The organism is Nguyenibacter vanlangensis (genome assembly GCF_013376155.1).
In the GTDB taxonomy this organism is placed as follows: domain Bacteria; phylum Pseudomonadota; class Alphaproteobacteria; order Acetobacterales; family Acetobacteraceae; genus Gluconacetobacter; species Gluconacetobacter vanlangensis.
This window is the reverse complement of sequence record NZ_JABXXP010000171.1, coordinates 1-5,278: the sequence shown is the minus strand read 5'-3', so window position 1 is coordinate 5,278 and position 5,278 is coordinate 1. Positions and strand designations below refer to the sequence as shown.

Genomic DNA, 5,278 nt, shown 5'->3' with positions numbered 1-5,278 from the left:
CCCGGCGGCTATCACCTGCTGCTGCGCAGCCGCACGCGCGATGCCGCGCTGGCCGACATCGCGCAATGGATCGCCGATCCCGACCGATGGCTGCCCTCGGGCGGCGACGCGGCCCCCGGCCTGGCCGACCTGGCCAGGGAATAAGCCTGGCGAAAATAAATCCCCGGCAGGTCTGGCGCCGGAAAACAACTCGGGCTATGGAGGCGTCTCTGGACTCGTAGCTCAGCTGGATAGAGCGTCGCCCTCCGAAGGCGAAGGTCGAAGGTTCGAATCCTTTCGAGTCCGCCACATATCCTTAAAAAATAGCAGAAAACAGCCACTTTTTTAGAAGTGACGATTTCTCACAAAACCCACGATAGCGCATGATACGCTGGGGGTGCTCCAGACTGGGTGAGAGACGATTCGCGCCATTCGCCATCGGGACGGCGGGCATCCGGCAGAAGGATCAGACGGGGTAGCAGCGCGTCGTGCAGCAGGACGCTGGGGTCGCGCAGTTCCAGAACGATATTCCGTTCCTGACTGGTCAGGGTCATGTCCTGCATCCGGTCGGGAACGCGCGCATCTGTTCGTTCATAACGCGCCCTCCCGCCGCTCCAGGCGGACGGTCAGCCGTCCGAGCCGGGCCGCCGCTCGGATTGCCCACGCAGACAGCGGGATCAAGACGAACAGGGCCGCATGGCGCATGAGGCCGCGGATCATGGCTTCGCTCCGGGGTGGGGGTGAGGAAGATCTTGTAACGCTTCGGGGCATGCCCAGACGCATAGAGACAGATCGATAAGGCTTGAATATGCCCTGGAGTGCATATATGTTCCCGCCATGGTCTGGTTGGTCGAGCATACTGATGAGTTCGAAGATTGGTTTGCTTCTCTGACCGAGACTGAGCGCGAGGACGTATACGCGTCAGGGCTGCTTCTTGAGGAGCGAGGTCCGAGTCTGCGACATCCAATGTCGTCAGGTATCAGCGGGTCTCGTCATAGTCATATGCGTGAATTACGGATTCAGAGCGGTGGTAGGCCCATTCGGATATTCTATGCGTTCGATCCCCGCCGTGCCGCTATCCTTCTGATTGGAGGAGATAAAACTGGTGATGACCGCTTTTACGAGCGAATGACGCCAATAGCCGATGATCTATACGACACGCACCTTGCAACCCTCAGACAGGAGAAGCTGATATGACAGATCGCAAAACACTGGCCTCTCTTGGGGCGAAGATGTCGCCGGCGTCTCGGGTACGGGCCGAAGTCAAGGCAAAGGCAATGTCCGATGCCATGGACCTTGCCGAACTTCGGCGCGCTCATGTCATGTCACAAAAGCAGATCGCGGAGCTTCTGGGGGTCAACCAGGCATCTGTCGCCAAGATGGAAAAGCGCGCTGACATGTATATCAGCACGCTGCGCAGCTATATCGAGGCGATGGGGGGTGAACTTCAAATCGTCGCAAGGTTTCCTGACCATGCGGTGCCGATCAAAAGCTTTGCGGAGATCGGCGCCGAGGCGGAGACGTGTCCCGCTTAATCAACTGGACACCTCCAAAAACCCCGTTTTGTTTCTACGGAGGATGATAGATTCCGTCTGGGGCGCTTTGCCCATCCCGAATGGGTTGGATATTTTTTGACGACTGGAGGCTGGCTGGGCTCTTTCAGGTTGTCAGGGCGCTTGTCCTGTGCAGCCAGACAGCGCGGTTCATGTTGTAGACCAAGTTGACCATACCAATCTTCACCGTTGCCCAGGCGAGGTCGATCGTTCGCACGACGAGCCCCATCGGCCCTTTTTCAAAGGCGAACGCATGCTCGACGCCAGAACGGACCTTCGGCTTGCGGCCGTTGGCGCGAGCAATATGTCGCGGCAGGGCTTTCCCTGCCTGCCTTTTGCGGTGGATGCGCGAGCGCAGGCCTCTCGTCTCCAGATGAGCTTCATTCGCCTGCGATCGATAGGCAGGTGGGCGGATTCAACCGGTCGTCGCAACACCCCGTTTTTGGAGGTGACGACGACAACAGGAAGGCGCAAATCCGAGCGCTCGACGCGGCACAAATTATTCTCGCCAGGACGGCCGCCTGTCTGGCAGCGTGAGAATCTGTGCCGGTTCTGGCGCGGTATCGCTGCTGGGCTTTCCAGTGAGGAGCCGCCGTCGCCGAAAACTCCATCCTTGAGGAGGCGCTGGAACGGGGTGCGCGTGCGGGCGGCGCACTCGGGACTGCCCTTATGACGGCGATGGCCGGCGACCATCGACAAGCGGGCATTTGCCTTTACAATGATTGAAGCGAAGAACTGCACATACGGGCGATGACATCCATGAGCCAGGCAACACGTCATTATGATGAGCTTCTGGCTCGGCATTATTCATGGATGAACGGGCTGACCCTGAATGAAAAAATTGACGAACAGAAATTACTTCTCGCCGAAGCGGGGTTGGATGACGGTCCGAAGGACATAGCCGTCGATCTTGGATGCGGCCCTGGCTATCAATCATTTGCTCTCGCGCGCCTCGGCTACAAGACCGTCATTGCGGTCGATGCGAGCAATGCCCTGCTGGCGGAACTGGAAGCGGCACGGGCCGGTGAACATATTCGAACGGTTCTTGCCGATCTTCGTAATTTTCCAACGTTCGTTGAAAGCGGCTCTGTGAATGCCATCATTTGCATGGGCGACACTCTGACGCATCTGGATGAGCGGTCCGATGTGACGAAACTCTACCGGGACGCCTATGCGGCACTGGCACCCGGTGGGCGCTTCGTTCTGACCTTTCGTGATCTCTCGCATGAACGCGAAGGGCTCGATCGCTTTCTGCCTGTTCGGGCCGACGAGCGGCGCATCATGACATGCTTTCTGGAATACGAAGCCGACCATGTCGTTGTGAACGACCTGATCCACGTTCGCGACGGCGAAGGGTGGACCTTCGAAAAAAGCCGCTATCGGAAGTTGCGGCTTGCCCCGGCGGAGCAGGCTGCCGAACTGGAGCGAATTGGCTTCACGGTCGATTGCGACCGGCAGGCTGGCGGACTGCATATGATTTCTGCCCGAAAGCCGTAAAGAGTTCCGGCTGAATCCCAGTTCTCAGGCCCCCATTATGTAGCTGTCCACCACGACAGCACGATCATGGACAGGACCAGCAGTGCCTGTCCCACTGGATGCGTGTTACCCGTGGTCCATCAATCGTTCCCTGGCGGGCTGGAGCAAAAAATACTTGCGCGTTGCGGTCCGGCGTTAGCATCCGCATTTTATGCGCACGATATGCGCATAAGGAGTCGGATCATGCCCAGGCTGACCAACCGCGGCATTTCCTACGCCCGGAGCGCACCCCGCCGCCCGGTCAACCTGTCGCTCAACACCGATCTGGTGGCGCAGGTCCGGGACATGACGCCGAATCTCTCGGCGACGGTCGAGACCCTGCTGGGCGACTACCTGCAATCCGCGCGCCGGCGGCGCGCGGACGAACAGCGGAAGCTCGACGGTGTGATCGACGCGGTGAACGAATTGCACACGCGGTACGGCTTCCTGAGCGACGAATTCTTGACGCTCTGATCCGATGGCGCAATTTACGATCTACCGGAACCCCGGACGCAACCGGGATATCCCGTTCGTCGTCCAGATCCAGAGCACTCGCATGGACCGCAGCGTGGGCCGGGTCGTCATGCCACTCGTCAGACGGTCCGGCGGCGCGCCGCCGGACCATCCGCTGACACCGCATCTGCATGTCGGGGGAGAGGACATCTTCGCCAATCCGTTCGACGAGGGCCCGCTCCGATGGGTCGGAACGGGTTTTTTAAAATTGAGTCCCCGCATAGCAGATCCTTCTTGCAGAATATTAAGAAATTACGTATATTATGAATATTCTGATTGCCGGAGGGGGTGATGAGGGAGTTCACAGCAGGAGATCTCACGCGCAGCACGGGTGATCTGTTCGAAGCGGCGACGATCGCCCCGGTAGCGATTACCAAACATCGGAAGCCGCGCTATGTCGTCATGTCGATGGAATGCTACAAGACTCTGACGCAAGGCGTGAGCCGCCAAACTGCGCTGAGCGTAGCCGATATGCCGGATGATCTGGGTGCCCTTTGGGATAAGGGCGTCAAGGATCATTTTGATGGCCGGTGATTTTCCAAAATCCGGTCAAATCATCGATTATCACTATCTTTGGCTATGGCAGGCCGACCGGGGCGAGACGGAAGGCCGGAAAAAGAGACCGAGTTGCGTGGTTCTGGTCGTCGCAGATCGGGATGGTAATCACGTGCTGTTTATTGCACCGATTACCAGCAAGGAGCCTTCCCTGGAGCGGAAAGCTATCGCGATACCAGAAACCGAGGCACGTCGCGCTAATCTCGATACCCACATCCCCCTATGGGTCATGGTCGATGAGATGAACGCCGACGTGCAGGAATTTTCTTATATATTGGAAGATCGGACGCCCCGCGGGCAATTCAGTTCGGCGTTCACGGATCAAATTATTCGAGGGGTGCAAGCGGTGCGCGCTGGCAGGGGATTGCGCGTCTCAAAACGAACGTGATTGCGCCGAAGGTTATGCTGCCAAGTGATGAAGGAAGGCCTGTTCCGGCGATCGGAGCGGGCCTTTTAGGTTGATCCGGCTCGGTCCTGTTACCGAACTGGCGCGACCTGAGCCCCCGTCTCAGCCTCTACCTTAGCCTTGACCCTCTTTGCTTGACGGGACGATATCCTCTGCTTCATCTCCGCCAGAAGGCGCAACAAAGATCTGGCCTGGGTCTGACGCTAGAGTCGTATCCGTTCACACTGGTTCACGGATACGGCTCTAGATCATTGTTTTGGCGAGCATCTTTATCCGATCAGATGATTCCATCTGATCGGATGATGCTCTAGCCGAATTTGCCGAATGTCTCCGCGGGCCGGTGGACGCCCTGCGCGATTGGGAGCAGGCCCGAGCCACGCCTGCCGATTTCGCCATTGCCTATTCGCCATTGCCTATGTGCGGGTGATCGGACAGTTTCCGGATATCGTCGCGGAGGCGGTGGCCTGATGCCAAGCCGGGGCCGGCGGGTGTGTCATGGCGGATCGGTCCGGCCGGGCAGGCGGCAGGTGGCGAAATAGCCGCGTTTCTCGTCGTCGCGATAGGCGGCCAGCAGGCAGCAGACGATCGACAGGCCCAGCGTCACGAAATAGGCGATCGAGCAGGGTACGCCCGGCAGCACCGGAGCGGGTGTGCCCAGCGACAGATAGACCGGCGGCAGCAGGGCGGCGGCGACGTTGCCGGCCATCCAGGCGACGATCGGCAGGGCGCGGGGGCGCGGCGGGGTCATGAGGCGTCT

At 59.1% G+C, this 5,278-nt stretch carries 10 protein-coding genes, 1 tRNA gene and 1 pseudogene; 8 read left to right on the top strand and 4 right to left on the bottom strand.

Going from position 1 to position 5,278, the window contains the following annotated elements:
* Nucleotides 1-211 precede the first annotated feature (211 nt).
* A tRNA-Arg gene (locus HUK84_RS09795) sits at nt 212-288 on the top strand.
* A gap of 53 nt (nt 289-341) precedes the next feature.
* Here the strand turns inward: HUK84_RS09795 and HUK84_RS09790 are convergent.
* The gene (locus HUK84_RS09790) at nt 342-533 is read right to left on the bottom strand and encodes a hypothetical protein (protein ID WP_176640126.1); all 192 of its coding nucleotides are present in this window, start codon (nt 531-533) and stop codon (nt 342-344) included.
* A 37-nt stretch (nt 534-570) separates the two neighbouring features.
* Entirely contained in the window at nt 571-699 is a 129-nt protein-coding gene (locus tag HUK84_RS23530; RefSeq protein ID WP_281362781.1) for a hypothetical protein, read from the bottom strand.
* A gap of 117 nt (nt 700-816) precedes the next feature.
* Here HUK84_RS23530 and HUK84_RS09785 point away from each other — a divergent pair, with 117 nt between their 5' ends.
* Nucleotides 817-1,176, top strand: coding sequence for a type II toxin-antitoxin system RelE/ParE family toxin (locus tag HUK84_RS09785; RefSeq protein ID WP_176640125.1), 360 nt, complete (start codon nt 817-819; stop codon nt 1,174-1,176).
* Nucleotides 1,173-1,514: an XRE family transcriptional regulator gene (locus HUK84_RS09780; protein WP_176640124.1), complete on the top strand. Its 342-nt coding sequence runs from the start codon at nt 1,173-1,175 to the stop codon at nt 1,512-1,514. The genes HUK84_RS09785 and HUK84_RS09780 overlap by 4 nt, the downstream gene beginning before the upstream one ends.
* A gap of 124 nt (nt 1,515-1,638) precedes the next feature.
* On the opposite strand, the pseudogene HUK84_RS09775 reads toward HUK84_RS09780, so the two are convergent.
* Nucleotides 1,639-1,935 (bottom strand): annotated as a pseudogene (locus tag HUK84_RS09775) (IS5/IS1182 family transposase); the annotation flags it as partial.
* A 356-nt stretch (nt 1,936-2,291) separates the two neighbouring features.
* Here HUK84_RS09775 and HUK84_RS09770 point away from each other — a divergent pair.
* From HUK84_RS09770 to HUK84_RS09750, 5 genes are all read left to right on the top strand, one after another.
* Nucleotides 2,292-3,029: a class I SAM-dependent methyltransferase gene (locus HUK84_RS09770; protein WP_176640123.1), complete on the top strand. Its 738-nt coding sequence runs from the start codon at nt 2,292-2,294 to the stop codon at nt 3,027-3,029.
* A gap of 222 nt (nt 3,030-3,251) precedes the next feature.
* Nucleotides 3,252-3,521 carry a type II toxin-antitoxin system CcdA family antitoxin gene (locus HUK84_RS09765; RefSeq protein ID WP_176640122.1) on the top strand — a complete coding sequence of 90 codons (270 nt, stop codon included), beginning with the start codon at nt 3,252-3,254 and terminating at the stop codon, nt 3,519-3,521.
* 4 nt (nt 3,522-3,525) lie between these two features.
* Nucleotides 3,526-3,852, top strand: a complete 327-nt coding sequence (locus HUK84_RS09760) for a CcdB family protein (protein WP_176640121.1) — start codon at nt 3,526-3,528, stop codon at nt 3,850-3,852.
* Complete coding sequence (locus HUK84_RS09755; RefSeq protein WP_176640120.1) at nt 3,852-4,094, top strand: type II toxin-antitoxin system Phd/YefM family antitoxin; 243 nt, start codon at nt 3,852-3,854, stop codon at nt 4,092-4,094. The genes HUK84_RS09760 and HUK84_RS09755 overlap by 1 nt, the downstream gene beginning before the upstream one ends.
* Nucleotides 4,084-4,503, top strand: a complete 420-nt coding sequence (locus HUK84_RS09750; protein ID WP_176640119.1) for a hypothetical protein — start codon at nt 4,084-4,086, stop codon at nt 4,501-4,503. The genes HUK84_RS09755 and HUK84_RS09750 overlap by 11 nt, the downstream gene beginning before the upstream one ends.
* Before the next feature lie 511 nt (nt 4,504-5,014).
* Here HUK84_RS09750 and HUK84_RS09745 read toward each other — a convergent pair.
* The coding region (locus tag HUK84_RS09745) for a hypothetical protein (protein ID WP_218064301.1) at nt 5,015-5,278 on the bottom strand (264 nt) is incomplete at its 5' end.

Excerpts from the sequence above, each read along its gene's own strand:
- HUK84_RS09790 (WP_176640126.1), bottom strand. The coding sequence starts at position 533 with ATGACCCTGACCAGTCAGGAACGGAATATCGTTCTGGAACTGCGCGAC.
- HUK84_RS23530 (WP_281362781.1), bottom strand. The coding sequence starts at position 699 with ATGATCCGCGGCCTCATGCGCCATGCGGCCCTGTTCGTCTTGATCCCG.
- HUK84_RS09785 (WP_176640125.1), top strand. The coding sequence starts at position 817 with ATGGTCTGGTTGGTCGAGCATACTGATGAGTTCGAAGATTGGTTTGCT.
- HUK84_RS09780 (WP_176640124.1), top strand. The coding sequence starts at position 1,173 with ATGACAGATCGCAAAACACTGGCCTCTCTTGGGGCGAAGATGTCGCCG.
- HUK84_RS09770 (WP_176640123.1), top strand. The coding sequence starts at position 2,292 with ATGAGCCAGGCAACACGTCATTATGATGAGCTTCTGGCTCGGCATTAT.
- HUK84_RS09765 (WP_176640122.1), top strand. The coding sequence starts at position 3,252 with ATGCCCAGGCTGACCAACCGCGGCATTTCCTACGCCCGGAGCGCACCC.
- HUK84_RS09760 (WP_176640121.1), top strand. The coding sequence starts at position 3,526 with ATGGCGCAATTTACGATCTACCGGAACCCCGGACGCAACCGGGATATC.
- HUK84_RS09755 (WP_176640120.1), top strand. The coding sequence starts at position 3,852 with ATGAGGGAGTTCACAGCAGGAGATCTCACGCGCAGCACGGGTGATCTG.
- HUK84_RS09750 (WP_176640119.1), top strand. The coding sequence starts at position 4,084 with ATGGCCGGTGATTTTCCAAAATCCGGTCAAATCATCGATTATCACTAT.